This window comes from Rhodoferax sp. SPJ4 (assembly GCF_058216275.1).
In genome coordinates this window covers 219,829-243,708 of record NZ_JBYZMN010000002.1, presented here as the reverse complement: position 1 = coordinate 243,708, position 23,880 = coordinate 219,829, and the positions used below count along the sequence as shown (strand labels likewise).

Genomic DNA, 23,880 nt, shown 5'->3' with positions numbered 1-23,880 from the left:
CTGTTGGCCGTGAAGTCGGTCCCGGAGGTCGCTGTGCCGCTGCTGGTGGCAAAGTTCACCGTCTGGGCCGCTTGTGCGTCACCCGTGCGGGTCACGGTGAACGTCATCAGGCCGCCTTCGGTCACCGTCACGTCGTTGACAGCGAAGCTGGTCTGGTCGTTGTCGGTGATGGTGCCCACGCCGGTGGCGTCGCTGATGGTGCTGCCGGCACTGTTGTTCGACAGCGTGACGGTCAGCGTCTCGTCGCCTTCGTACACCGCATCCCCGGTGGTCTGCACCGTGAAGGTCTTGGTGGTTTCGCCCTGGTTGAAAGTCAGCGTGCCGCTGTTGGCCGTGAAGTCGGTCCCGGAGGTCGCTGTGCCGCTGCTGGTGGCAAAGTTCACCGTCTGGGCCGCTTGTGCGTCACCCGTGCGGGTCACGGTGAACGTCATCAGGCCGCCTTCGGCCACCGTCACGTCGTTGACAGCGAAGCTGGTCTGGTCGTTGTCAGTGATGGTACCGGTGGCAGACGGGGTGGTGGCCGTCAGACTGGCCGAACCGCTGGTGGCGCTGGTGATCGTGGCAATCACGGTCTCGTTGCCTTCGTACACGTTGTCCGTCGTCGGGTCGATGGTCACGGTGGCGGTGGTCGCACCCGCTGCGATGACCACGCTGCCAGTGGTGGCCGAGCCGGTGTAGTCGCCGCCGTTGGTGGCCGTGCCGCTCAAGGTGTAGTTCACCGTCGTCGCAAACGCCGACGGGTTGCTCAGCGTGAAGGTGTACACCAGGTTGGGTGCACCGTCTTCCAGCACGCTGCTCGGGCTCACAGACACCGCCACCGTGGGCTGGTCGTTGTCGGTGATGGTGCCGGTGGCAGACGGCGTGGTGGCCGTCAAGCTGGCCGCACCGCTGGTGGCGCTGGTGATGGAGGCGATCACGGTCTCGTTGCCTTCGAACGTCGTGTCAGCCGTCGGGTCGATCGTGATGGTGGCGGTGGTCGAGCCCGCTGCGATGACCACGCTGCCAGTGATGGGCGAGCCGGTGTAGTCGCCGCCGTTGGTGGCCGTGCCGCTCAAGGTGTAGTTCACCGTCGTCGCAAACGCCGACGGGTTGCTCAGCGTGAAGGTGTACACCAGGTTGGGCGCGCCGTCTTCCAGCACGCTGCTCGGGCTCACAGACACCGCCACCGTGGGCTGGTCGTTGTCGGTGATGGTGGTGGTCACCGTCTGGTTGCTGTAGGCCACGCTTTCGTAATTGCCGGCCAGCGACCAGTTGCTTCCGAGAGACAACACATAGTTCTCGGCGCTTTCGAAGGTCGTGTCATTCACCGCGCTGATGGTGAATTCGGTGCCCACCGTGACCGAGGGCGAGGCATCGGAGGTGTAGTCGGCGGTGCGGGTGGCGGTGTCGCCGACCGCGCCCACGTTGACTGTCACCGTACCACCGGGCTGGGTGGCGAGTGGCACGTTGTTGCCGTCAACCGCCAGCACCACATAACGGGCGGTGCCGGTTTCGCTGATGGTGGTGGCCAGGCTGTAGACCGGACCGCCCTCGCCCTGGGTCACAGCGAACAGCTTCAGGGTGGTGACGTCGCCGTCATCGACCACGGTGGCGCTGGCGGTCGAACCGGTACCGGTGAGTGCCTCGTAGTTGCCGTTGGCCACAGGGTCAACGCTGTTCACCACCGCCGAGATGGTGGTGGGGCCTTGCGCCAACAGGTCGTCCGGGCGCACGTTCAGGGTCACGTCGGTGAACGAGGTGTTGTGCAGAATCGTGACCTGCTGGGCCACCCCGTTGATGGTCACGTTGAGGGTCAGATCGGTCTGGGGCACGTTGTCCACGCTGAACCGGAACGTGACCTGACCGCCTTCCACCACATTGGCCACGGAGGGCAAACCGGACTGTGGGTCAATGTGGGCCACGCTCACGGTGGTGGTGTCGATGGTGTCAACAATGGTCGTTGTTGCCGCCGTGGGATTGATGGCCAGATTTTCAAAGGTCTGTCCGGCCACGGTGGCGCTGACGATGGAAATTCCCAAAGAGCCTGGGTCTTGGTAGACGTCGTCGCCCTGCGCAGGGGCCACATAGGTGGCGCTGGTGCTGCCGGCCACGATGGTCACCTGGACGCCGTTGGACAGGGTCACCACCAGGTCTTTGGTGATGGGCTGGCCCAGTTGCAGGGTGAACACCGGCTGGTTGGCTTCATTGACCGATGGGGTGCTCACGATGCCCAAGGTGGTGGGGTTCACCGTGTCGGTAACCTGGGTGACCACCGGCCCACCCTCCACCGTCACACCGGTGAAGCCACCGCCGTCGGTGGAAGTCACGGACACCACGGTGGGCGCCGCGTTGACGAACACGTCGTCAGGACGCACCGGCACCAGCACCGAACCGGTGGTGGAACCCGTGGGGATGACGATCACGCTGCCATTGCTCAAAACCACGGTGAAGGGCGAGCTGGCCGGCTGGCTCAGCACGGCGGTGTAGGTGATGCCGCCGCTGCCTTCCGCCACCGAGGAATCGCCAAACAGGGTGAGTGTGGTGGTGAGCGGGTTCTGGGCCGCGTTGGCTTCGGGAATGTCGGCAGCACTGATCTGGCCAAACTTGAACGACAGGCCGGTGGTGTCTTCGGCAATGCGCAGCAGGCGCACAAAACCGTTGCCGCCGTCTTCACCACCGCCGGCCGCGATACCGGCCGCCGTGGCGTCCAACTGGGTGTTCAGGTCGCCACCCCGGTTCAGGGCGTCAATGATGGTGGCGGCGGTGGCCGGCACCACGATGGCACTGTCCTGGGCGGTGGGACGGAGATCGGACTCCACCACGCTGTCATCCAGCCGCACCGCCTGGTGCTCGGCCACGGTCAGCGCGCGGCCATCTTCCATCACCAGGTCGACCTGGGCGTTGCCCATGGTGACCAGGGTTTCCCCCTTGGTCAGGTGGTCGCCCACCTTGACAGGGCGGCTCACGCCCTGGGCATTGACCGCAAAAACAGAGCCGGAGCCGCGGATGGCGGCGATGGTGGAAAAGGAGGCCATGGTGATTCCTAGTCAGAACAGTGAAGCGATGAAGCAAGGTTATCGGCCGGCGGCGGCGCGGACCATGTACCAAAGTCCAAGTCGGGGCCGTTCAAGCGGAAAAAATGCGCACATTTCGGTCCGATCTTGCGGTTTGCAGCGGTTCTGGCACCGGGCAGACAGCCCACAACCGGGCCGCCACCACGGAACCATGGCCCTAGAATCCACCAACAGAACGGGAAAGTGGGGTGATCAGACCCTGCGCGCCTGCAGAGGCCCCCCTGTCGACCACGGAGACGAGGACAACACCATGGGCACCTTGCTGAAATTTTCGAGGGCTGTCGACTGGCTCAACACCCTGATTGGCAAATACGTGATCTGGCTGATTCTGGCCTCCACGCTGGTCAGTGCCATCAATGCCGTGGTGCGCAAGGTGTTCAACACCAGTTCCAACGCCTACCTGGAGGTGCAGTGGTATTTGTTTGCCGCCTCCTTCATGATCGCCGCCGGCTACACGCTGCTCAACGGTGAGCATGTGAAGATCGATGTGCTGTCCAGCCGGCTGTCCAAACGCGGGCAAATCTGGGTCGACATCATCGGCTTCAGCCTCTTTCTCACACCGGTGTGCCTGGCCATTCTTTGGTACGGCGTGCCATTTTTCCTGCGCGGCTGGCAATCGGGCGAAATGTCGTCCAACGCAGGCGGTCTGATCCGCTGGCCGGTCTACGCCATGATGCCGCTGGGTTTTTCGCTGCTGTTGCTGCAGGGCTGGTCGGAACTGATCAAGCGCATCGCCTTTCTGCGCGGCCTGATCGACGACCCCACGCTGAAAAAGGTCGAAAAGACCGCCGAAGAAGAGCTGGCCGAGTCCATCCTGCGGCTGCGTGAATCGCAAACGCCGCACGCGAACTGAGGGGCAGGCTCCATGGCATTCTTCATTGAAAATCTCGCCCCCATCATGTTTGTGGGGCTCATCATCTTTTTGCTGATGGGTTTCCCGGTGGCGTTCAGCCTGGGCGCCTGCGGCCTGTTCTTCGGCTTCGTCGGCGTGGAGCTCGGCGTGCTGCCCGAGGCGCTGCTGCAGGCCCTGCCGCTGCGGCTGTTCGGCATCATGCAGAACGAAACCCTGCTGGCCATCCCCTTTTTCACGCTGATGGGGCTGATCCTGGAGCGCAGCGGCATGGCCGAAGACCTGCTGGAAACCATTGGCCAGGTGTTCGGCCCGGTGCGCGGCGGCCTGGCGCTGGCGGTGATCTTCGTCGGCGCCTTGCTGGCCGCCACCACCGGCGTGGTGGCTGCGTCGGTGATCTCCATGGGCCTGATTTCGCTGCCCATCATGCTGCGCTACGGCTATGACCGGCGGGTAGCCTCCGGCGTGATTGCCGCCTCGGGCACGCTGGCGCAAATCATTCCGCCCTCGCTGGTGCTGATCATCCTGGCCGACCAGCTGGGCCGCAGCGTGGGCGACATGTACAAGGGCGCCTTTGTGCCCGGCTTTCTGCTCACCGCGATGTACGCCGGCTTCATCATCCTGCTGGCGGTGTTCCGGCCCCAGATGGTGCCCGCCCTGCCGCCCGAAGCCCGCACCATCCGCGAAGACAACGGCGACAGCGGCCTGCGCTCGCTGCTCGCGCTCACCGTGGCGTCCACCGCCGCGGCCGTCTACCTGGGCAAGCACTACGCCGAGCTGCTGGCCTGGTGGAAGGGTGAGGCCGTCACCGCGGTGGCGCTGGACGAGACGATCGTGGTGGCCATGTGCGCCGGCGTGACGCTGGCCCTGGCCATCGCCCTGCTCAACAAGCTGACCCGGTTGGGGCTGCTGTCGCGCATGGCCGAGCGGGTGACCTTTGTGCTGATCCCGCCACTGCTGCTGATTTTCCTCGTGCTGGGCACCATTTTCCTGGGCATCGCCACCCCCACCGAGGGCGGTGCCATGGGGGCGGTGGGCGCCCTGCTGATGGCGGTGGCACGCCGCCGCCTGAGCCTGTCGCTGCTCAAACAAGCGCTGCAAACCACCACCAAGCTGTCGTGTTTTGTGGTCTTCATCCTGATCGGATCCACCATGTTCAGCCTGGTGTTCCAGGGCGTGGACGGCCCGCGCTGGGTCGAGCACCTGATGACCAGCCTGCCCGGTGGCCAGCTGGGCTTTCTGATCGTGGTCAACATCCTGATCTTCTTCCTGGCCTTCTTCCTCGACTTCTTCGAGCTGTCCTTCATCGTCGTGCCCTTGCTGGCGCCGGTGGCCGAGAAGCTGGGCATCGACCTGATCTGGTTCGGCGTGCTGCTGGGCGTGAACATGCAGACCTCGTTCATGCACCCGCCGTTCGGCTTTGCGCTGTTCTACCTGCGCAGCGTCGCGCCCACCAAGGCCTACACCGACCGACTCACCCAGAAGCTGGTGCAGCCGGTCACCACCATGCAGATCTACTGGGGGGCTGTGCCCTTTGTGCTGATCCAGATCGTCATGGTGGGCCTGATCATTGCCTTCCCCGGCATCGTGTCGAGCGGACTGGACAAGAAAGAGGTCTATGACCTCGACAAGGTGCGCCTGGAAATGGAAGCCACCATGCCCGACACCCCGCAGGATGCCGCGCCCCCGATGCCGGACGCCCCGGCCTCGGCCCCGGCGGCTGATGGCGCGAACGCCGACGACCCTCTGAAGGCGCTGCAGGACTCGCTGGCCAAAGACCGCAAATGACACAGGCCCCTTGCGGGGCCTGTGGAACGATGCCGAAAGCGGCGCTTGACGCTCAGGCGGCCAGCCGCTTCAAGCCACCCAGGTAAGGCTGCAAAGCCTCGGGCACGCTCACCGAGCCGTCGGCGTTCTGGTAATTTTCCAGCACCGCCACCAGTGTGCGGCCGACCGCCAGGCCGGAGCCGTTGAGGGTGTGCACCAGCTCGTTCTTGCCCTGGGCGTTCTTGAAGCGGGCCTGCAAGCGGCGGGCCTGGAAGGCTTCGCAGTTGGACACCGAGCTGATTTCGCGAAAGGTGTTCTGCGCCGGCAGCCACACTTCCAGGTCATAGGTCTTGGCGGCACCAAAACCCATGTCGCCGGTGCACAAGCTCATCACCCGGTAAGGCAGGCCCAGCTGCTGCAGGATGGCCTCGGCGTGGCCGGTCATTTCTTCCAGCGCCTCAAAGCTCTTCTCGGGGTGGACGATTTGCACCATCTCCACCTTGTCGAACTGGTGCTGGCGGATCAGGCCGCGGGTGTCGCGGCCATGGCTGCCAGCCTCGGAGCGGAAACAGGGTGTGTGGGCGGTCAGCCGCAGCGGCAGGTCGGCCTCGGCCAGGATCTCGTCGCGCACCAGGTTGGTCAGTGGCACCTCGGAGGTGGGGATCAGGTACAGCGCGGCGTTGTCGGCGGCGGCCTCGCCGTCCTGCCCGCCCTTTTTGGCGGCAAACAGGTCGGCCTCGAACTTGGGCAGCTGGCCGGTGCCGCGCAGGCTCTCGGCATTGACGATGTAGGGTACGTAGCACTCGGTGTAGCCATGCTGCTGGGTCTGCACATCCAGCATGAAGGCGGCCAGCGCGCGGTGCAGCCGGGCCGCCGGGCCTTGCATCACCGCGAAACGGGCGCCAGAGAGCTTGGCGCCGAGGTCAAAGTCCAGGCCCAGGGAAGCGCCCACATCCACATGGTCTTTGACCGGGAAATCCAGCGTGCGCGGCGTGCCCCATTGGCGCACCACCACGTTGCCGGACTCGTCGGCACCCACCGGCACGCTGTCGTGCGGCAAATTGGGCACGGCCAGCAGCAGGGTGTTGAGTTCGGCCTGCAAGGCCTCCAGCCGCTCGGCAGAACGGTCCAGTTCGCCCTTGAGTGCACCGACCTCGGCCATCACCGCGTCGGCGTTCTCGCCCTTGGCCTTGAGCTGGCCGACCTGCTTGCTCAGGCTGTTGCGGCGCGCCTGCAGGGTTTCGGTCTGGGTCTGGATGGCCTTGCGCTCGGCTTCCAGCCGGCGGAAGGCCTCCACGTCGAGGAAGGCCTGGGGGGTTTTGCGACGCTCCAGACGGGCGATGACGCCGTCGAGGTCTTTTCTCAGCAGGGTGATGTCTAGCATCGCCCGATTTTAGTGGGCCGCCACCGGCTGGCCCGGGGCGGTGCTGCGGCTCAGGCCGGTGGGTCCAGCCGCAGGCCCTTGGGCAGCGGGAACTTCACCGACTCCTCGATGCCCGCCAGGCGGCGCACCGACACCGCGCCGTGGTCGCGCAGGCGGTCGATCACCTGCTTGACCAGGATCTCCGGCGCCGAGGCGCCCGCGGTCAGGCCCACCCGGGTGCGGCCCTCGAACCAGGCCGCCTGCAGCTCGTCGGCGCTGTCCACCATGTAACTCACCGTGCCCAGCTTCTGCGCCACCTCGCGCAGCCGGTTGCTGTTGGAGCTGGTGGGGCTGCCCACCACGATGACGATGTCGACCAACGGGCTCAGCACCTTCACCGCGTCCTGCCGGTTCTGGGTGGCATAACAGATGTCCTGCTGCTTGGGTTCACGCACCTGCGGGAAACGGGCCCGCACCGCGGCCGCGATCTCGGCCGCATCGTCCACGCTCAGCGTGGTCTGCGTCACCACCGCCAGCTTGGCGGTCTGCCCGGGCTGCACACGGGCCACATCGGCCACGTCTTCCACCAGGTGGATGCCGCTGTCCAGCTGGCCCATGGTGCCTTCCACCTCGGGGTGGCCCTTGTGGCCGATCATGATGAACTCAAAGCCCTCGCGGGCCAGCTTGGCCACTTCCACGTGGACCTTGGTCACCAGCGGGCAGGTGGCGTCAAAAATCTGGAAGCCGCGCTGCCTGGCTTCGTCCTGCACCGCCCGGCTCACACCATGGGCCGAAAAAACCAGCGTGGCCCCCGGCGGCACGTCGGCGAGTTCCTCGATGAAGATCGCGCCCTTGGTCTTCAGGTCATTGACCACATAGGTGTTGTGCACGATCTCATGGCGCACGTAGATGGGCGCGCCAAACTTCAGCAGCGCCTGCTCGACGATCTCGATGGCCCGGTCCACGCCGGCGCAGAAACCCCGGGGTTCCGCCAGAACGATTTCCTGCAGCGCGCTGGTGGCCATCACAACACCCCGATCACATGCACTTCAAACGTCACCGGCTGGCCGGCCAGCGGGTGGTTGAAGTCGAACTGCACCGCGTCGCCGTCGGCCTGCAGCTGACACACCGCCCCGGCGTAGCTGCCCTGGCCATCGGGCGTGGGGAACTGCACCACATCGCCCACCGCATAACTCTCGCCGGCGGCACCCAGCTCGTTGAGCAGCTTGCGCGCCACCCACTGCAGCATCTCGGGGTTGCGCTCGCCATAGGCCTCACCAGCGGCCAACTCGAAGGTGGCGCGGCTGCCCTCGGCCAGCCCCAGCAGTCGCTGCTCCACCGCCGGAGACAACTCGCCCTGGCCCAGCGACAGGGTGGCGGGCGGGCCGCCGAAGGTGCTCACCACCTCCCCGCTGGGGCCGGACAGCCGGTAGTGCAGGGTCAGGAAAGACCCGGCTTGAACGCATGCAACATCAGTGGCCATAAAACTCTCGATAAACTGACCCCATTGTAGAAACCTGCTGCCCGCCCCGCCCAGAGGCGGCCGGTTTCCCCTCCGCCCCCACCCACCCATTGCCCGCCTGCGCCATGGTGCTCAAAGACCTGCCCGCCGATGCCCGCCCGCGCGAAAAGCTGCTGGCCCGCGGCCCGGGTGCGCTCAGCGACACCGAGTTGCTGGCCTTGTTGCTGCGCACCGGCATGGCTGGCAAACATGTGCTGCAACTGGCCCAGGAACTGCTGGACCACTTTGGCGGCCTGGCCGGCCTGCTGCACACCGGTGTGGACGAGCTCAAACGCATCAAGGGCCTGGGCGGCCCGGCCAAGCGGGCCGAACTGGTGGCGGTGCTGGAACTGGCGCGCCGCGCCCTGGCCGAGCAGCTGCGTGAGCGCACCGTGCTCGACTCGCCCGACGCGGTGAAAAATTACCTGCAACTGCACCTGGCGGCCAAGCCCCATGAGGTGTTTGCGGTGCTGTTCCTCGACGCGCAGAACCGCCTGCTGGCCATGGAGGAGCTGTTCCGCGGCAGCCTTACGCAGACCAGCGTCTACCCACGCGAGGTGGTGCTGCGCGCCCTGCACCACCATGCGGCGGCGGTGGTGCTGGCGCACAACCACCCCAGCGGCAACGTGGCGGCCTCGCGGGCCGACGAGGCCCTGACGCAAACCCTGAAATCCGCGCTGGCGCTGATCGACGTGCGGGTGCTGGACCATGTGATCGTGGCCGCCGGCGCGGCGCTGTCCATGGCCGAAAAGGGGCTGCTGTGAGGTTCCAGTCGCTGCAAGACCTGGGGCAACTGCAGCAGCACCTGGCGGCCCAGGCCGCGCGTGCGGCGGCGCTGGAAAAGGCCAGGCGCGAGGCCGAACGCCAGGCGCAGGCCGAAAAGGAACTGTTCTCGCGCGCGGTGGGCCCGGTGCAGCCGCTGCCCGACAAACGCACGGTGCTGATGCACCCCCCACCGCCGGCCCCCATCGCCCTGCAGCTGCAACTGGACGAAGAAGCGGTGCTGCGCGAGGCCATCAGCGACGGCCTGGACGTCAGCACCCTGCTCGACACCGACGAGGCGCTGAGTTTTCGCCGCCCCGGCATCGGCCCCGACGTGGCACGCAAGCTGCGCAAGGGCGAATGGAGCATCCAGCGCGAGCTGGACCTGCACGGCCTGCGCCGCGACGACGCCCGCGACGCGCTGGGCGCCTTCATCCGCGAGGCCCACCGGCGCGGCCTGCGCTGTGTGCGGGTGGTGCACGGCAAGGGCCTGGGCTCGCCCGGCAAAACCCCGGTGCTCAAAAGCAAGGTGCTGGGCTGGCTGATCCAGAAAAACGAGGTCATGGCCTTTGTGCAGGCCAAGCCCTCCGAGGGCGGCGCCGGCGCGGTGGTGGTGCTGCTGCGACCAGCTTGAGCGTTCCGCCGCCGGGCCGCCCCAAGGCGGAACAGCCCACTCGGGGGGCAGAGAGCGACACGCAGTGCGCGAACGTGGGGGCCTACCCTTGCGGGGATTCACCCGGCCGGTTGCGCATCCAGTCGGCCACGCCGTAGAAGCTCTGCACAAGCTGCTGTTGCAAGCCGGGCTCGACGCCGATCTCGGTCATGGCCTGGTGCATGCACAGCACCCACTGGTCGCGCTCCACATCGCCAATGGAAAACGGCAGGTGGCGGGCCCGCAGCATGGGATGGCCAAAGCGGTCGGTGTAATGCGAGGGGCCGCCCAGCCAGCCGCAGAGGTACCAGAACAGTTTGTCGCGTGCCACCTCCAGCGTGCTGCCATGGGCGGCGCGCAGCTCGGCGTAACGCGGCTCCAGGTCCATCAGGTCGTAGAAGCGGTCCACCAGGGCTTTCACGCGGGGCTCGCCGCCCAGCAGCGTGTACAGGCTGGGGGTGTCTTGGGAGGTGTCGGAAGTCATGTCGGCGGGGGGCCAGGCCCGGGGTCGGGCCGGCAAAAACGGCGGTCAAGGTCAGCAGTTTATGCGCAGGCCCTCACTGCGGCGCGCGGCGCAGGCTGTCGGCCACCGGTCGGGTCAGCACCTCGCGCAGGCCCCACCAGCCGGCCAGCAGCGCCAAGGCCGCCCCGGCCAGCGCCCCCACCAACGGCACCCAAAGCGGCACCGCCCAGTCGAACTCGAACACGTACTTGGCCAGGCCCCAGCCCAGCGCGGAGGCCACCACCGAGGCCAGAAAACCGGCCATCAGGCCCACTCCGGCCAGTTCGGCCCGTTGCACCCGGCGCAGCAGCGTGGTGCTGGCGCCCACCGCCCGCATGATGGCCAGCTCGCGGGCCCGCTCCTCGCGGGTGGCGCCCACGGCGGCGAACAGCACCACCAGGCCGGCCGCCAGCGTGAAGCCGAACAAATACTCCACCGCCCGGATCACCTGGGCCAGCACCCGCTGGATCTGGGCGATGGTGGTGGTCATGTCGACGTTGGTGACGTTGGGAAAGGCCTGCACCAGGCGGTTGTCAAAGCCCTTTTGCGCCGGCGCACGAAAGGCCGTCATGTAGGTGATGGGCACGTCGGCGAGCCGGCTCACCGGGTAGAGCACATAGAAATTGGCGTGCATTGAGCCCCAGTCCACCTTGCGCAGCGAGGTCACGCGGGCGCTGGTCTCCACGCCGCCGATGTCGAAGCGCAGGCGGTCGCCCAGCTTCAGCCCCAGGGTCTTGGCAATGCCCTCTTCCAGGCTCAGGCCGCCCGCTTCTTCCGGCGTCCAGCGGCCGGCCACGATGTCGTTGTGCGGCGGCTGCACCGCGCTGTGGGACAGGTTGAACTCGCGGTCGACCAGGCGCTTGGCGCGGTCGTCGGCGAAATCGTCCGGGGAGATGGGGCTGTCGTTCACCGCCACCAGCCGGCCGCGCACCATGGGGTACCAGTCGTACGGGCCCACGCCGGCCTGGCGCAGCTGCTGCTGGAACGGCGTCACCTGGTCGGGCTGGATGTTGATGACGAAGCGGTTGGGCGCGTCCGGCGGCGTGGCCTGGCGCCAGCTGGCCACCAAGTCGGTGCGCAGCAGCACCAGCAGCACCAGGGCCAGCAGGCCCACCGCCAGCGCACTGATCTGCACCACCGCGTAGGCCGGCCGGGCCGACAGCTGGCGGGTGGCCAGCACCAGCCATTGCGGCGCGGTGGCCTCGCGCACGCCGCCGCGCAGCGCACGCACCGCCAGCCAGCTCAGGGCGGCGAACAGCGCCACCGCGGCGGCAAAGCCGCCCACCGCGATCAAGCCCAGCAGCCGGTCGCTGCTGACCACCATCAGCAGCGCGGTGAAACCGGCCACGCCCAGGCCCAGCACCAGCCAGGACGCCGGCGGCAACCGGCCCACGTCGCGGCGAATCACCCGCAGCGGCGGCACCTGGGCCAGCTGCAGCACCGGCGGCAGGCCAAAAGCCGCCAGCAAGGTCAGACCCATGCCCAGGCCCAGCAGCACCGGCCAGACCGTGGCGGGGGGCAACTCGCCGCCCACCAGCCCGGCAATCAGCGCCACAAAACCCAGGTGCACGCCATAACCCACGGCCACCCCCAGGCCACTGGCCACCAGGCCGGCCAGGCCAAACTCCACCGTGTAGGCCAGCGCCATGGTGCGCTGCCTCAGGCCCAGCACCCGCAGCATCGCGCAGTCGTCGAGGTGGCTGGCCGCAAAGGCCCGTGCGGCCAGGGCCACCGCCACCGCGCTCAGCAGTGCCGACAGCAAGGCCACCAGGCTCAGAAACTTCTCGGCCCGGTCCAGCGTCTGGCGCATCTCGGGCCGGCCGCTCTCCAGCGATTCGACCCGCACACCACGCCCTTCGGGCAACTTGACTTGCTGCTCGGCCCAGTCGGTGAAGGCGCGGGCCTGCTCGGTGCTGCCGGCCACCGCGAAACGGTAGGTCAGCCGGCTGGCCGGCTGAACCAGCCGGGTGGCCGCCAGGTCGGCCTGGTTGACCATGACGCGCGGCGAGAAATTGACGAAACCACCGCCCCGGTCGGGCTCGATGACGATGACGCGGCCGATGCGAAACCGGGCGTCGCCCAGCAGCAAGGGGTCACCCACCGCCAGGCCCAGGCTGTCCAGCAGCGAGGGGTCGACCCAGGCCTCGCCTTTGGCGGGCACCTCGCGGGTGGCCTGCTCGGGCGCGTCGGGCGCGCTGGCCACCTTGAGCTGGCCACGCAAGGGGTAGCCCTCGGGCACGGCCTTCAGCGCCACCAGCTTGGTGGCCGCGCCCTGGGCCTCGGTGGCGCGGGCCATGGTGGGGAAACTCAGCGTGCCGGCCGATTGCAGGCCCAGCGCCTGGGCCTTGGCGATGAAGGCGGCCGGCGTGGCGTTGTCACTGGCCACCACCGCGTCACCGCCCAGCAGCTGGCGCGCGTCGCGCTGCAGGCCGCCCTGCAGCCGGTCGGCAAAAAAACCCACCGCGGTGAGGGCGGCCACCGCCAGCGTGACGGCCAGCATCAGCAGCCGCAGCTCGCCGGCCCGGAAATCGCGCCACAGGCTGCGCCAGCCCAGCGCCACAAAGCCGTTGCTCATGGCGCCGGCCTCGCGGCCTGGGCTGGGAGCGCCAGCTCTGGCTGCAAGCGCAGCCGGTGCGCCGCGCTGTAGCAAAGAAAACGTTTGTTGGTGGCGCGGCCGATGGCGCACAGGCCCAGCTGCTCGGCCACCTGCTGGCCCATCTGGGTGATGCCGCTGCGCGACACCACGATCGGCACGCCCATCTGTGCCGACTTGATGACCATCTCGCTGGTCAGGCGGCCGGTGGTGTAGAACACCTTGTCACCGCCGCCCATGGGCTGCCCGCTGGCCTCCGGGTGCATCAACATCCAGCCGGCAATGGTGTCGATGGCGTTGTGGCGACCGACGTCCTCCACAAACACCCGCATCTGCTCGCCCTGGAACAGCGCACAAGCGTGCACCGAGCCGGCGGATTTGTAGGTGCTCTCCTGCAGGCGGATGGCGTTGACGATGGCATAGAGCTGGGCCTGGCTGAGCACCGCCTCGGGCAGGTCGATGCTGTCGACCTCGTCCATCAGACCGCCGAACACACTGCCCTGGCCGCAGCCGGTGGTGACCACCTTCTTGGCGGTGCGTTCCTCGATGCGGTCGATGCCGTCGCGGGTTTTCACCGCGGCCGAGCCCACCTCCCAGTCCACCGTGATGGACGCCACCGCGTCCACCGACGGCACCAGCCGCTGGTTGCGCAAATAGCCCAGCACCAGCAGCTCGGGATGGGCGCCCAGCGTCATCAACGTGACCAGCTCGCGCTTGTCGACATAGACCGTCAGCGCACGCTCGGCAGGAATGGAGACCGTGGTGCGGGTGCCGGACTCGTCGATGGCGCCAATCTCATGCGTCAGCGGCGCGCGGGCCTGGGTCAGAAAAGGCAACAACATCCACGCAGGGTACAAGAAAAGCCGGGCAGGTCGGTGGGCCCCGCCCCATGCACCGTCACCCCGCAGGGTCAGGGCTTTTTGTCTTCGGCGGGGGCCGCCGGGGTGGCGGCGGGAGCCGCTGCCGGTTCAGGCTTGGTGGCGGCCACGGGTGCCGTCTCCGGCGGGGGCGCTGCGGCGGTGGGTGGTGCGGCCGCCGGCTTGGCAGCAGCCGAGGCAGGCACAGGCTTGGCCGCCGGCTTGGGGGCCGCGGAAGCCGCGGCCTTGGGCACGGCGGTGGCGGCCGGCTGCATGGTGCTGGGCGGGCTGGCCGCGGTGCCCGGCGGTGAATGGGCGCCGGCGGCCTCGATGGGTTTGGCGATGACGGCCGCCACCGGCCACACAAATGGCTCCACGTCGGCACAGGGGGTGGCGGCGGCCGCCGGTGCCGGTGCCGGTTTGCCGTCCTTGGTGACGGCCTTGTTGCGGGTCTTGAGGTAGTGGGCGGCCACCTTGTCCTGGGACTTGCACAGCAGGTAGGCTTCTTTTTTGCCGCTCCAGGCGGTTTTGGCGGCCGCCTCGGCAGCCTTGGCCTTGGCTTCTTCGCTGGGCGCCGGCAGTTTGGCCGACACCACGGTGGCCGCCAGCAGCAAGGCGCAGGCCAGTGTGGTCTTGATCATTCGCATGTCTCCTCAAACCTGCACGGGACGGCCATCACCGCCGCTGGCGGGCGTGCGCTGGGCGGGGATTTTTCCGGCCTGGATGTCGTCGTACCAGAGTTCGTGGTGTTCCTTGGCCCAGGTCTCGTCGACCTGGCCGGTTTTCATGGCCTGGTAAGCGCCCTGCATGCCCACGGTGCCCATGTAGATGTGGCCGATGAACATGGCCATCATCAGCACCGTGGCCACGCCGTGAACCATGTTGGCGATCTGCATGGTGTTGCGGAAATAGTCCAGGCCAGGCACCAGCTTGTTCAGCACCAGCCCGGACACCACCACCACGGTGCCGAGGGCAAACACACCGCCCCAGAACACCACCTTCTCACCGGCGTTGAAGCGGTGCGACGGCACCTCGCCCGACGAGAACAGCCCGCCCGCCTTCAACACCCACACCAGGTCTTCCTTGCGCGGCCAGTTGTCGCGCAGGAACACACAGAACACGATGGCCAGCGACACCGCAAACAGCGGCCCGACGAAGTTGTGCAGGTTTTTCAGCGCATAGCTGAGCCAGCCAAACAGGGTGCTGCCAATGACAGGCAACACAATGAACTTGCCGAAGGCCATCACCAGGCCCGACACCGCCAGCACACAAAAGGCGATGGCATTGCTCCAGTGGGCCGCCCGCTCGACCGCGGTGAAGCGCTCGATCTGGCGCCCGGTTTCAGCGCCGTGCAGCTTCAGTGGGCCCTTGGCGAAATAGAAGATGGCCATGGCCAGCACCGCGATGAACAGCAAGGCGCCGCCATAGGGCAGGATCCAGTGGTTGCGCACCTGGCGCCAGGCTTCGCCGGCGTTGGTCAGCCGCGAACCGGGGTATTGCACAAAGGGCTGGACCAGCACCGCCGCTTCGGGCGCCTCGCGCAGCGGCAGGCTGCTGTAGGCTTTTTCGCCGGCTCCGACCTGGCGCCACATCGGCGCGTTGTTGCCCGGCTGCACCTTGGCCCGCTCGCCGTTGCTCTGCTGGGCATAGCCCGCCTCGGCGCTGGCGTCGGGCTTGACCTCGAAGATGTTGGCACTTTGCACCCCGCCCGGCGCGGCCGGGGCTGGCGGCGCTGCGGCCGGGGCTTGCGCCAGCGCCGCCCCGGCGGCCAGCAGCGTCAGCACCACAGAGACACACAAGGACCGCAACATACGGGCTCCTCAGTTGGTGGAAGAACGGCTGTACTCGTTCTGGGTGTTCTGCGTGCGCGTGCGCATCTGCTGCTCCCAGCTGGTCTTGTCGCCCTGCTTCCAGGTGCCGGTGACAAAGGCGCTGCCGGTGCCGGTGTAGGCGCTGGCGTCGGCTTTCGAGCCCAGTTGGGTCTGCGGCTTTTCACCGCAGGCCACCAGCCCCAGGCCCAGCGCCAGCAGCACGGCCAGGCGGTTCATGACTTGGCTCCCGCCGGAGCCGGTGCCGCGGCCGGCGGCTGGCCGGCCTGCTTGGCGCCGTAGGCCGTGCCCCAGCCCCAGACCTCGGCACCCTTGCCGCGGTTCAGCACCCGGGTGCGGAAGATGTCGGCCACGACGTCGCCGTCGCCGGCCAGCAAGGCCTTGGTCGAACACATCTCGGCACAGGCCGGCAGCTTGCCTTCGGCCAACCGGTTGCGGCCGTATTTCTCGAACTCGGCCTGGCTGCCATGCTCCTCCGGCCCGCCGGCGCAGAAGGTGCATTTGTCCATCTTGCCGCGCACACCAAAGGCGCCTTGCGACGGAAACTGCGGTGCGCCAAACGGGCAGGCATAGGAGCAGTAACCGCAACCGATGCAGACGTCCTTGTCATGCAGCACCACCCCCTCGTCGGTGCGGTAGAAGCAGTTGACCGGGCACACCGCCATGCAGGGCGCGTCGCTGCAGTGCATGCAGGCCACCGAGATCGAGCGCTCGCCCGGCACGCCGTCGTTTAGCGTCACCACCCGGCGGCGGTTGACGCCCCAGGGCACCTCGTGCTCCTGTTTGCAGGCGGTGACGCAGCCATTGCACTCGATGCAACGCTCGGCGTCACAGACAAACTTCATTCGTGCCATCTCTGTCTCCCTGGTCTGGTGTGCCGTGTCGGTGCGGGACCCTTGGTGGTCCCGCAGGCCGTCAGGCACGCTCGACGTTGCAAATCGTGGTCTTGGTCTCTTGCATCATGGTCACGCTGTCGTAACCGTAGGTGGTGGCGGTGTTGATGGCCTCGCCACGCACCACCGGGGCCGCGCCCTTGGGGTAGTAGGGCAGCATGTCCTCGCCCTGCCAGCGGCCAGAGAAGTGGAAGGGCATGAACACCGTGTCCGGCCCCACCCGCTCGGTGACCAGGGCCATCACGCGGATGCGTGCACCGGTGGGGGTGGACACCCACACCTGCTCGCCGTTGCGCACACCGCGCGCCGCCGCGGCCTTGGGGTTGAGTTCAATGAACATGTCCTGCTGCAGCTCGGCCAGCCAGGGGTTGGAGCGGGTTTCCTCGCCGCCACCCTCGTACTCGACCAGCCGGCCAGAGGTCATGATCAGCGGGAATTTCTCGTGCAGCTTGTCGTCCAGGTTCTTCTGCTGCACGGTTTTGTACAGCGTGGGCAAACGCCAGAAGGCCTTCTTGTCGTCGTGGGTCGGGTACTTGGCCACCAGGTCGGGCCGGATGCCGTACAACGGTTCGCGGTGAATGGGCAGCGCGTCCGGGAAATTCCACACCACGGCCCGCGCCTTGGCGTTGCCAAAAGGGTGGCAGCCGTGGTTCTTCATCGCCACGCGGATGATGCCGCCGGAGGAGTCGGTCTTCCAGTTCTTGCCCTCGGCGGCGGCTTTCTCGGCCTCGGAGAGCTCGTCCCACCAGCCCAGCTTTTTCAGCAGCACATGGTCGAACTCGGGGTAGCCGGTGGTGATGTCACAGCCCAGCGAATGCGAGCCATCTTCGGCCAGCAGCGACTTGCCTTCCCGCTCGACACCGAAGTTCGCCCGGAAATTGCCACCGCCGTCCATCACATGGCGGGAGGTGTCGTACAGGTTGGCCGAGCCGGGGTGCTTGAGCTCCGGCGTGCCGTAGCAAGGCCAGGGCAGGCCGAAATAGTCGCCGGTGAAGTCGTAGCCGGTTTCCTTGTCTTTGCCGCCCTTGGCCTTGAGCGTCTTGATGTCGAACAAATGCATGTTGCGCATGTGCGCCTTCAGCCGCTCCGGGCTCTGGCCGGTGTAGCCAATGGTCCAGACCGAGCGGTTGATCTCGCGCAGGATGTCTTCCGGCACGGGCTCGTCCATGCCCTTGACCTTTTGCAGCTTGTAGTTTTTGACCAGCTCCTTGGCAAAGCCCAGCTTCTCTGCGAACTGGTACATGATCATGTGGTCGCTGCGGCTCTCCCACAGCGGATCAATCACCTTTTCGCGCCACTGCAGCGAGCGGTTGGACGCGGTGCACGACCCACTGGTTTCGAACTGCGTGGTGGCCGGCAGCAGGTAAACCGCGCGTTTGGGGTTCAGGTCTTCCGGTTTGCCGGGCATCGCCGCCATGGCAGCGGTGGCCGAGGGGTAGGGGTCCACCACCACCAGCATGTCCAGCTTGTCCATGGCCCGCTTCATCTCCAGACCGCGGGTCTGCGAGTTGGGCGAATGGCCCCAGAAGAACATCGCCCGCAGGTTGGACTCCTGGTCGATCAGCTCGTTTTTCTCCATCACGCCGTCGATCCAGCGCGACACGGTGATGCCCGGCTTGCCCATCATGCCGGGCGCGTACTGTTTCTTGATCCACTCGAAGTCCACCCCCCAGACCTTGGCGAAGTGTTTGAACGAGCCTTCGGCCAGACCGTAGTAGCCGGGCAACGAGTCAGGGTTGGGGCCCACGTCGGTGGCGCCCTGCACGTTGTCGTGGCCGCGGAAGATGTTGGTGCCGCCGCCCGACACACCCACATTGCCCAGCGCCAGCTGCAGGATGCACGACGCCCGCACGATGGCGTTGCCGGTGGTGTGCTGGGTCTGGCCCATGCACCAGACCACGGTGGACGGCTTGTTCTTGGCCATCATCTCGGCGATCTTGTAGACCTGTGCCTCCGGCACCCCGCAGACCTCCTCGACCTTGTCGGGTGTCCATTTGGTCAGCGCTTCCTCGCGCGCCTTGTCCATGCCGTAGACGCGGTCGTTGATGTACTGCTTGTCTTCCCAGCCGTTCTTGAAGATGTGGTGCAACATGCCGAACAAAAAGGCGATGTCGGAGCCGGAGCGGATGCGCACGTACTCGTCGGCCTTGGCGGCGGTGCGGGTGAAGCGGGGATCGATCACGATCATCTTGCAGCCGATTTCCTTGGCATGCAGCATGTGCAGCATGCTCACCGGGTGGGCCTCGGCGGCGTTGGAACCGATGTACATCGCACACTTGCTGTTCTGCATGTCGTTGTACGAATTGGTCATCGCCCCGTAGCCCCAGGTGTTGGCCACGCCGGCCACCGTGGTGCTGTGGCAGATGCGGGCCTGGTGGTCGCAGTTGTTGCTGCCCCACAGGCTCATCCACTTGCGCAGCAAGTAGGACTGTTCGTTGTTGTGTTTGCTCGAGCCCACCACATAGACCGAATCCGGCCCCGACTCCTTGCGCAGGGCCAGCATGCGGTCGGTGATTTCCTGCAAGGCCTGGTCCCAGCCGATGCGCTCGTACTTGCCGTTGACCAGCTTCATCGGATAGCGCAGGCGGAATTCGCCATGGCCATGTTCGCGCAGCGAAGCCCCTTTGGCGCAATGGGCACCGAGGTTGATGGGCGAGTCGAACACCGGCTCCTGGCGCACCCACACGCCGTTCTCCACCACCGCGTCGACCGCGCAGCCCACCGAGCAGTGGGTGCACACCGTGCGCTTGACCTCGATTTTTCCGGCCCCCACCAGCGGCGCCTTACCCGCCTCGGCACTGGCCCGTTTCACCAGCGTCAGCTGGGAGGCCGCCAGGCCAACCCCCACCCCCAGGCCGGAGCGGCGCAGAAAGCCCCGGCGGTCCATGGTGGGCAGGGCCTGAGACAGGCCGCGCTGCAGGCGGTGCACAAACGGCGACGGGGCCGCCAGACCCGGCCCCGCCAGCGTGGTTTTCTTGGTCAGCAACATCTCAATCCTCCGGGGGGGTCGGTTCAGACGCGGGTGGTCTTGTAGTAGTGCTGGACATGGGCGGTGACGCTGTAGCCACCACCCCGGGCTGGGGCTGGTTTGGGCTCGGCCACCGGCGGCTCAGGCGGGGCCGCCACCGGCATCACCGTGGCCACCGCCGCCAGCGCCCCGGCCGTGCCTGCGCCGGCAAACAAACGACGACGAGACAAGGTGCGTGGGTCTGGGTTCATGGGGCCGCTCCTGTGGGAGATATGAAATCCTGTGCATACCCACTCTAGCAAGCGCCCCCCCAATGCGCAATGGGAACTAACCAAGGCCGCGGCCTGGCTGTCGTCAGCGGGACAGCAGCCCCACCAACACCGGGGAATTCAAGGGCTGGGCGCCCTCAGGCCAGCATGTCGAAGCCCTGGGCTTCCACCGCCATGAAGGCCCGCGTCAGGTCCGCCAACGCGGCGTAAAAACGCGCGCCGGGGTGCTGGGCCAGCGCATCACACAGCGTCGCCACCCAGGGTTGCAGCTGTGCGCCGAAAAAGCGCCGCTGCTCGGTCAGGTTGGCCACCGCCACGTCGTCGCCGGCAATCAGGAAACGCATCACCTCGCACAGAAAGGCCAGGTGGTCTTCGGTCTCCGGGTTGCCCTCGTCGCGGGCCAGGCCCAGCCGGGCCAGTTCACCACGCAGCGCGGCCAAGGGCTTCTCGTTCAGAAAGCCACTCAGGTAGAAGGACGAAAACAGGTAGACCTCGGGCTTGCCCACCCCGCCAAACAAGGCCTGGTGCTCCTGCTGGATGGCCTGGTCGGAGCCGGCGCGCGCCGCCGCCACCAGGGCTTGCCAGGGCGCCTCCAGGTGACCACCGGCGGCCGGGGCCTCGGTCACCGCCACCCGCAGTTGGGCCAGCAGCCCGGGGGCCGGCGGGGCCTGGTAAAGCGCCGCCAGCAGGCCGTAGAGCTCGGCGCGGGCGGTTTCTTCGTCGAGCGTGGGGGACAGCGTGAGGGGGTTGGCCATGGCGGGGTCAGAGGTCGGTGATCTTGGTTTCATTGGTCGCCGAGTACAGGTCGATCACCCGGCAGTCGGCACACATCTTCAGCCGGTCCAGCGCCTGGCCCTGGAACATCGCGTGGCCGGCCAGCTTGCCCAGCATGCCCTCAATGGCCTTCAGCGTGCCAAAGGGCTTGTTGCAGCGGATGCAGGCGTAGGGCGCCATCTCGTGCAGCACCCTGGCCTCCTTGCGCTGGGGCGACAGCCACAGCCGCGGTGCCAGCGTCAGCGCGTCCTCGGGGCAGGTCTGGATGCAAAGACCACATTGCACGCAGTTTTTCTCAATGAATTTCAGTTGTGGCGCGGCCGGGTTGTCCTGCAGGGCCGCCGCCGGGCAGGCGCTGACACAGCTCAAACACATCGTGCAGCGCTCCTTGTCCACCACCAGCGAGCCCAGCGGCGAGCCCAGGCCGGGCGCACCGGCCGGCAGTTCGATGACCTCCAGCGGTGCCGGCGCATGGCCCACCAGGTGGTCCAGCGCCATCTCCAGCGTGGTGCGCTTCTCGGCCGCCACCGCGTAGCGCGCCGCCACCGCCGGTGTGCTTGGCCGCTCGGTCAGCAGGCCTTGCAAGGCCTGGTCCAGCGCCTCCGGGCTGCGCGCTTGCAGCAGCACAAAATGCCGGCCGGTGTAGCCCAGGCCCAGCAGCAGCGCCTGGGCAATCGCCATCTGGGATTGCAGCGCCACCAGGTAGTCGGGCGCCTCCTCGCCGGTGGCCAGCACCACCACCTGGCTGGCGCCCTGGGCGATGGCGCTGAGCCACAGCTCCAGCCCGGTGCTGGCGGTGTGCCACAGCGCCAGCGGGATCACCTGGGCTGGCAGGCCCTTCAGGCCCTGGGGCTGGCGCCGCGTCAGCAAAGCCTGCCGGCCCAGCGCCTCGACCAGCGCCTGGCCGCCTTGCTGGCTGTGCAGCAGCAGCGTGGCGTCCCGGCCACCAGCCCGGGCGTAAGTGGACAACAGGGTTTTGAGCCGCACGCCCTGCTCCGCCGGCCGCGGGTAGGCATAGGTCAGCGCACCGCTGGGGCAGACGGTGGTGCAGGCCCCGCAGCCCACACAGAGGTGGGGGTTGACCTGGATCTTCTGCTGCCGGATGTCGCTGCCGATGGCCTGGGCCGAACAGACCTCGATGCAGGCATTGCAGCCGGTGCGGGTGTTGCGGCTGTGGGCGCACAGCGCGGGCTTGTAGGCAAAGAACTTGGGTTTGTCGAACTCGCCCACCATGTCGCGCAGCTTCAGCAGCACGCCGCTGCCTTCTTCGCCGCCGACCCAGCGGAAATAGCCCTGGGGCGGCGCGTGCAGCGCATTCAGCGGCGTGGCGCCGGCGTCCAGCACCAGATCGAACGGGTCTTCTTCGTCGCTGGGGGCACGGTTGAAGTCGATGGCGCCGGCCGCGCCGCAGGCCGTCACGCAGGCCCGGTGCGCGCGGCAGGCCGACAGGTCAACCTGGTAGTCCAGGCCGATCGCGCCCTCGGGGCAGGCCGTCACACAGGCGTTGCAGCGGGTGCACAGGTCGAGGTCGATCGGGTTGCTGCGCGACCAGCGCAGCGTGAACGCGCCCAGCCAGCCGCTCAGGCCGGTGGACTGGCCGGCCAGCACGGTGTGGCGGTGCGGCTGCTGGCCCGCGCCCCCGGTGGCGAACAGGGTCACGTCCAGCACATCGTCGAGCTGGGCGGCCAGGCGCTCGGTCAGGTCCAGCGGGCCGACGATCAGCAGCCGGCCGCGGCTCTGGTAGCTGACGGTGGCCACCGGTTCGGGCTCGGGCAGCTGGGCGGCCGCCAGCAAGGCGGCGAGTTTGGGGCTGGCCTGGGCGGCGTCGCGGCTCCAGCCCCCGGTCTCGCGGATGTTGACGAAACGGATCGGCGACACCGCCCCCTCGGTTTGCCCGGCCAGCTCGGCAAACAGCCGCTTTTCCTGGGTGCAGGCCACCACCACCTCGTCGCCGGAACGGATGGCCTGCTGGAAAGCCCCGGCCTCGCGCCGGCACAGCGTGCTGTGCAGCGTCAGCGGCTCATTGAGCGCCTTCCCCAGGGCCTCGGGTTGCAGCGGCATGGTCCGGTTGCAGTCGCAGATCAGTGTGGTCATGGTGCTCTCGGGTGTCGCCAAGGGCCGGTGGGGCCGGCTGGTCGTCGGTGGAATGCGGTGGGGCGGCAACGGTGTCGGCCGGTGCGGGCCGCTCGGCCGCAGGCGGCGCCGCGGCGGCCACCGGTGCCGGGGCCTGGTCGTCTTCGAACAGGCGGAGAAACTGGGCGCTGTTCATCTGGCGCAGCATGGCCAGCGGGATCGGGTCGGCTTTGGAGTAGTCGTCGATGTAGGTGTCCAGGCCATCCATCACGTTGTAGTGGGGGTCGGTGAACAGCTTTTTCATCGCCGCGTTCTTCACCTCGGGGGCCACGCCCCTGGCCATGAAGGGGGTGAAATCCTCGGCCGGCGTCCAGGCCTGCACGTCGGCCAGCGTGGGCGGTACCGGCTCGGGCGCCGGTACGGCCGATGGCGTCGGCGCCACCGCCAGATCCACCGCGCCGGGTTCGGCCACCGGGGGCAACACCGCCGGCTCGGCCAGTGGCTGGCCCTGCCGCACCGCGGCCTTGCGCTGCGACCAGCGGTTCAGGAAACCGGGGCGGTCCGGACCCGCGGGCTCAGCCACCGCCTTCGCCTCCCCGGCGCTTGCCGGTGCTGATGCGGGCCGGGTTGCCAAAGCGGTCGGTCAGGGACTGGAAACTGGCCGGGCGCTGGCGGCGCTTGGCCTCCGGCTGGTGATGCTGGCCGACAAAGTCGCGCAGCCAGGCCACCACCTCGGGCGGCGCCGGCACCTGCTCCACCGTTTCCTGCGCGTCCAGCCAGCGGCCGGCGTCGTGGTAGCTCAGCGTGACCACCTGGGGCTCGGGCCGCGCCTGGCCGTCGGCGTCGTCCACCAGGCGCCACATCACCCACCAGCAGGGCGTGTCGGTGCTGGCGTTGAGGTAATAGCCTTCGGCATCGTCGCGGTGCAGCGCCACGCTGAAGCCGGGGTACAGCCAGGCCAGCTCGTGGCCATGGTCGTACAGCAGCCGGGGTTGCGGGCCGAAGCCGGCCGCATCGGTGACCACGTCGGCCAGTGTCCAGCGCCAGTCGGCCCAGCGGCTGGCCGCACCGGTGAGGCGTTCACGCCGCATCACGACGGCCACGGACAAGGCGGCGGGAGGACAGGTGTCGGTCATGGTGGGGTGGGCGACAGGTCCGTCGGTGCTGGGTCTGA

At 67.6% G+C, this 23,880-nt stretch carries 21 protein-coding genes; 4 read left to right on the top strand and 17 right to left on the bottom strand.

Annotation, left to right across the window (positions count from 1 at the left end; translation table 11 throughout):
- Positions 1–3,014, bottom strand: a 3,014-nt coding sequence (locus tag AC4BAR_RS08550; protein ID WP_490627431.1) for a retention module-containing protein, incomplete at its 3' end; no start/stop codon positions are given.
- 289 nt (positions 3,015–3,303) lie between these two features.
- On the opposite strand from AC4BAR_RS08550, the gene AC4BAR_RS08545 reads away from it, so the two are divergent.
- Together AC4BAR_RS08545 and AC4BAR_RS08540 are read left to right on the top strand one after the other, a co-directional pair.
- Entirely contained in the window at positions 3,304–3,906 is a 603-nt protein-coding gene (locus tag AC4BAR_RS08545) for a TRAP transporter small permease subunit (RefSeq protein WP_490627430.1), read from the top strand.
- A 12-nt stretch (positions 3,907–3,918) separates the two neighbouring features.
- Complete coding sequence (locus tag AC4BAR_RS08540) at positions 3,919–5,691, top strand: TRAP transporter large permease (protein WP_490627429.1); 1,773 nt, start codon at positions 3,919–3,921, stop codon at positions 5,689–5,691.
- Between the two features lie 52 nt (positions 5,692–5,743).
- Here the strand turns inward: AC4BAR_RS08540 and serS are convergent, their stop codons facing one another.
- From serS to AC4BAR_RS08525, 3 genes are read right to left on the bottom strand one after another with little or no spacing between them, the layout of a single operon-like run.
- Positions 5,744–7,054, bottom strand: a complete 1,311-nt coding sequence (serS, locus tag AC4BAR_RS08535) for a serine--tRNA ligase (RefSeq protein ID WP_490627428.1) — start codon at positions 7,052–7,054, stop codon at positions 5,744–5,746.
- 50 nt (positions 7,055–7,104) lie between these two features.
- Complete coding sequence (gene ispH, locus AC4BAR_RS08530) at positions 7,105–8,058, bottom strand: 4-hydroxy-3-methylbut-2-enyl diphosphate reductase (protein ID WP_490627427.1); 954 nt, start codon at positions 8,056–8,058, stop codon at positions 7,105–7,107.
- Positions 8,058–8,516, bottom strand: coding sequence for an FKBP-type peptidyl-prolyl cis-trans isomerase (locus AC4BAR_RS08525; protein WP_490627426.1), 459 nt, complete (start codon positions 8,514–8,516; stop codon positions 8,058–8,060). The genes ispH and AC4BAR_RS08525 overlap by 1 nt, the downstream gene beginning before the upstream one ends.
- 104 nt (positions 8,517–8,620) lie before the next feature.
- Here AC4BAR_RS08525 and radC point away from each other — a divergent pair, with 104 nt between their 5' ends.
- Entirely contained in the window at positions 8,621–9,298 is a 678-nt protein-coding gene (radC, locus tag AC4BAR_RS08520) for a RadC family protein (RefSeq protein ID WP_490627425.1), read from the top strand.
- On the top strand, positions 9,295–9,930 hold the full coding sequence (locus AC4BAR_RS08515) for a Smr/MutS family protein (protein WP_490627424.1): 636 nt from the start codon (positions 9,295–9,297) through the stop codon (positions 9,928–9,930). The genes radC and AC4BAR_RS08515 overlap by 4 nt, the downstream gene beginning before the upstream one ends.
- 82 nt (positions 9,931–10,012) lie before the next feature.
- Here AC4BAR_RS08515 and AC4BAR_RS08510 read toward each other — a convergent pair whose 3' ends face one another.
- From AC4BAR_RS08510 to AC4BAR_RS08450, 13 genes are all read right to left on the bottom strand, one after another.
- On the bottom strand, positions 10,013–10,432 hold the full coding sequence (locus AC4BAR_RS08510; RefSeq protein ID WP_490627423.1) for a group II truncated hemoglobin: 420 nt from the start codon (positions 10,430–10,432) through the stop codon (positions 10,013–10,015).
- Positions 10,433–10,505: 73 nt separating this feature from the next.
- Positions 10,506–13,025, bottom strand: a complete 2,520-nt coding sequence (locus AC4BAR_RS08505; RefSeq protein ID WP_490627422.1) for an ABC transporter permease — start codon at positions 13,023–13,025, stop codon at positions 10,506–10,508.
- Complete coding sequence (locus AC4BAR_RS08500) at positions 13,022–13,885, bottom strand: formate dehydrogenase accessory sulfurtransferase FdhD (protein WP_490627421.1); 864 nt, start codon at positions 13,883–13,885, stop codon at positions 13,022–13,024. Before AC4BAR_RS08500 ends, AC4BAR_RS08505 begins: the two co-directional genes overlap by 4 nt.
- 68 nt (positions 13,886–13,953) lie before the next feature.
- Positions 13,954–14,541, bottom strand: a complete 588-nt coding sequence (locus AC4BAR_RS08495) for a hypothetical protein (protein WP_490627420.1) — start codon at positions 14,539–14,541, stop codon at positions 13,954–13,956.
- 12 nt (positions 14,542–14,553) lie between these two features.
- Positions 14,554–15,711 (bottom strand): formate dehydrogenase subunit gamma, encoded by a 1,158-nt coding sequence (locus AC4BAR_RS08490; RefSeq protein WP_490627419.1) that lies wholly within the window; start codon positions 15,709–15,711, stop codon positions 14,554–14,556.
- Between the two features lie 9 nt (positions 15,712–15,720).
- Positions 15,721–15,948: a hypothetical protein gene (locus AC4BAR_RS08485; protein ID WP_490627418.1), complete on the bottom strand. Its 228-nt coding sequence runs from the start codon at positions 15,946–15,948 to the stop codon at positions 15,721–15,723.
- The gene (gene fdh3B / locus AC4BAR_RS08480) at positions 15,945–16,583 is read right to left on the bottom strand and encodes a formate dehydrogenase FDH3 subunit beta (RefSeq protein WP_490627417.1); all 639 of its coding nucleotides are present in this window, start codon (positions 16,581–16,583) and stop codon (positions 15,945–15,947) included. The genes AC4BAR_RS08485 and fdh3B overlap by 4 nt, the downstream gene beginning before the upstream one ends.
- A gap of 61 nt (positions 16,584–16,644) precedes the next feature.
- Positions 16,645–19,611, bottom strand: coding sequence for a formate dehydrogenase subunit alpha (locus AC4BAR_RS08475; protein ID WP_490627416.1), 2,967 nt, complete (start codon positions 19,609–19,611; stop codon positions 16,645–16,647).
- A gap of 23 nt (positions 19,612–19,634) precedes the next feature.
- On the bottom strand, positions 19,635–19,841 hold the full coding sequence (locus tag AC4BAR_RS08470; protein WP_490627415.1) for a formate dehydrogenase: 207 nt from the start codon (positions 19,839–19,841) through the stop codon (positions 19,635–19,637).
- A gap of 155 nt (positions 19,842–19,996) precedes the next feature.
- Positions 19,997–20,614: a TorD/DmsD family molecular chaperone gene (locus AC4BAR_RS08465; protein ID WP_490627414.1), complete on the bottom strand. Its 618-nt coding sequence runs from the start codon at positions 20,612–20,614 to the stop codon at positions 19,997–19,999.
- 7 nt (positions 20,615–20,621) lie between these two features.
- A complete protein-coding gene (locus AC4BAR_RS08460; RefSeq protein ID WP_490627413.1) occupies positions 20,622–22,727 on the bottom strand; it encodes a 4Fe-4S binding protein in 2,106 nt (701 codons plus the stop codon).
- On the bottom strand, positions 22,654–23,289 hold the full coding sequence (locus AC4BAR_RS08455) for a DUF3306 domain-containing protein (protein WP_490627412.1): 636 nt from the start codon (positions 23,287–23,289) through the stop codon (positions 22,654–22,656). Before AC4BAR_RS08455 ends, AC4BAR_RS08460 begins: the two co-directional genes overlap by 74 nt.
- A complete protein-coding gene (locus tag AC4BAR_RS08450; RefSeq protein ID WP_490627411.1) occupies positions 23,282–23,842 on the bottom strand; it encodes a DUF3305 domain-containing protein in 561 nt (186 codons plus the stop codon). The genes AC4BAR_RS08455 and AC4BAR_RS08450 overlap by 8 nt, the downstream gene beginning before the upstream one ends.
- Positions 23,843–23,880: the final 38 nt, after the last annotated feature.

Coding starts and splice junctions, on each gene's coding strand:
- AC4BAR_RS08545 (WP_490627430.1), top strand. CDS start 3,304: ATGGGCACCTTGCTGAAATTTTCGAGGGCTGTCGACTGGCTCAACACC.
- AC4BAR_RS08540 (WP_490627429.1), top strand. CDS start 3,919: ATGGCATTCTTCATTGAAAATCTCGCCCCCATCATGTTTGTGGGGCTC.
- serS (WP_490627428.1), bottom strand. CDS start 7,054: ATGCTAGACATCACCCTGCTGAGAAAAGACCTCGACGGCGTCATCGCC.
- ispH (WP_490627427.1), bottom strand. CDS start 8,058: ATGGCCACCAGCGCGCTGCAGGAAATCGTTCTGGCGGAACCCCGGGGT.
- AC4BAR_RS08525 (WP_490627426.1), bottom strand. CDS start 8,516: ATGGCCACTGATGTTGCATGCGTTCAAGCCGGGTCTTTCCTGACCCTG.
- radC (WP_490627425.1), top strand. CDS start 8,621: ATGGTGCTCAAAGACCTGCCCGCCGATGCCCGCCCGCGCGAAAAGCTG.
- AC4BAR_RS08510 (WP_490627423.1), bottom strand. CDS start 10,432: ATGACTTCCGACACCTCCCAAGACACCCCCAGCCTGTACACGCTGCTG.
- AC4BAR_RS08505 (WP_490627422.1), bottom strand. CDS start 13,025: ATGAGCAACGGCTTTGTGGCGCTGGGCTGGCGCAGCCTGTGGCGCGAT.
- AC4BAR_RS08500 (WP_490627421.1), bottom strand. CDS start 13,885: ATGTTGTTGCCTTTTCTGACCCAGGCCCGCGCGCCGCTGACGCATGAG.
- AC4BAR_RS08495 (WP_490627420.1), bottom strand. CDS start 14,541: ATGATCAAGACCACACTGGCCTGCGCCTTGCTGCTGGCGGCCACCGTG.
- AC4BAR_RS08490 (WP_490627419.1), bottom strand. CDS start 15,711: ATGTTGCGGTCCTTGTGTGTCTCTGTGGTGCTGACGCTGCTGGCCGCC.
- AC4BAR_RS08485 (WP_490627418.1), bottom strand. CDS start 15,948: ATGAACCGCCTGGCCGTGCTGCTGGCGCTGGGCCTGGGGCTGGTGGCC.
- fdh3B (WP_490627417.1), bottom strand. CDS start 16,583: ATGGCACGAATGAAGTTTGTCTGTGACGCCGAGCGTTGCATCGAGTGC.
- AC4BAR_RS08475 (WP_490627416.1), bottom strand. CDS start 19,611: ATGTTGCTGACCAAGAAAACCACGCTGGCGGGGCCGGGTCTGGCGGCC.
- AC4BAR_RS08470 (WP_490627415.1), bottom strand. CDS start 19,841: ATGAACCCAGACCCACGCACCTTGTCTCGTCGTCGTTTGTTTGCCGGC.
- AC4BAR_RS08465 (WP_490627414.1), bottom strand. CDS start 20,614: ATGGCCAACCCCCTCACGCTGTCCCCCACGCTCGACGAAGAAACCGCC.
- AC4BAR_RS08460 (WP_490627413.1), bottom strand. CDS start 22,727: ATGACCACACTGATCTGCGACTGCAACCGGACCATGCCGCTGCAACCC.
- AC4BAR_RS08450 (WP_490627411.1), bottom strand. CDS start 23,842: ATGACCGACACCTGTCCTCCCGCCGCCTTGTCCGTGGCCGTCGTGATG.